Genomic DNA, 1,364 nt, shown 5'->3' with positions numbered 1-1,364 from the left:
GCTCAAAGGTCTTAGCGCCTAAACGCGGAACGTTTTTGAGCGCTTCACGACTATCAAATGCGCCATGTTCTTTACGGTAAGTGACGATTTGCTGAGCGACATTTTTATTCAAACCTGCGATGTGCGCTAAGATAGCAGGACTTGCTGTATTGACATCAACACCAACCGCATTCACGCTATCTTGAGTCACTTTATCAAGACTATCAGCCAACTGACTTTGGTTCACATCATGCTGATATTGACCAACACCAATCGCTTTTGGATCAACCTTTACCAGCTCTGAGAGCGGATCTTGTAAGCGGCGAGCGATGGATACCGCGCCGCGTACAGATACATCTAAGTTGGCAAGCTCATCGCTGGCAAGCTCGCTTGCAGAATAGACTGATGCGCCAGACTCATTGACGATGACGGCTTTGGCTTTTAAAGCAGCATTCGCAGCCAAAATCTCTTTTACCATCGCATCTGTTTCGCGGCTAGCAGTCCCGTTACCGATAGCGACTAGATCAACATCATAAGTGCTTAGTAGCTCATTAATGACTTTTTTGGCCTCGACCATCTTATTGTCAGGCGCAAATGGATAAACTGTTGCCACGACAGGCTTGTCTTCGCCGTCTAACATGACATGACCTTGGGCATCGACAATCGCCATTTTGACGCCATGACGAATACCAGGATCGACACCTAAAATCACTTTACGACCAGCCGGTGCTGACATTAGTAAGTGCTGCAAATTATTGGCAAATACATCGATTGCATCAGCCTCAGCAGTCAGACGCTTTTCAGTCAACAAACGATGCTCAATATGCGGACGCCACTTATCTTTCCACAGACTAGTTGCTGCTTGTGCCAAAAACTCACGGCGCTCAGCAGGCGCTTTAGCATCGACATCGAAATGACTAATGATTTTTTCGATAAAAGGGGCATCTTCGCCTTCGATTTTGAGACCTAAGACGTTTTCTTGACGACCGCGTAACATCGCAAGCAAACGATGATTAGGTAGACGGGCAAGGCTTTCGCTATGCTCAAAATAGTCTTTGAATTTTTCACCGACTTCGCGTTTTTCATCACTTGCAACAGTGGAGACGATACTGGCCGTTTTTGCAAAACCATTACGCAAACCATCGAGTAGATTCAGTGCCTGTGTCCACTCATCGACGATGATGGCTTGTACACCAGCCAGTTGTTTGTCGATATCGCTAAAATCAACTTCGATCTCATTACCGCTATCATCAGACAGACTGCTTGGTGCTTGATAGTCAGCTAAAGCCTCTATCGGGGTAATCTCTTGCGTCAAGACCGCTTGTGCTACCACATCGAGACCAGCAGCGCGCGCCTTGGCCGCCGGGGAGCGACGACGTGGACGA

The 1,364-nt window shown here is 47.6% G+C and carries 1 protein-coding gene; it reads right to left on the bottom strand.

All coding sequences use genetic code 11. The annotated features are described in order from the left end of the window. Positions 1 to 1,364: helix-hairpin-helix domain-containing protein (locus ACS8FD_RS14675; RefSeq protein WP_439276396.1), on the bottom strand; the 1,364-nt coding region annotated here is incomplete at both ends.

This window comes from Psychrobacter sp. 1U2, assembly GCF_051847575.1.
This window is presented reverse-complemented; position numbering and strand designations above follow the sequence as displayed.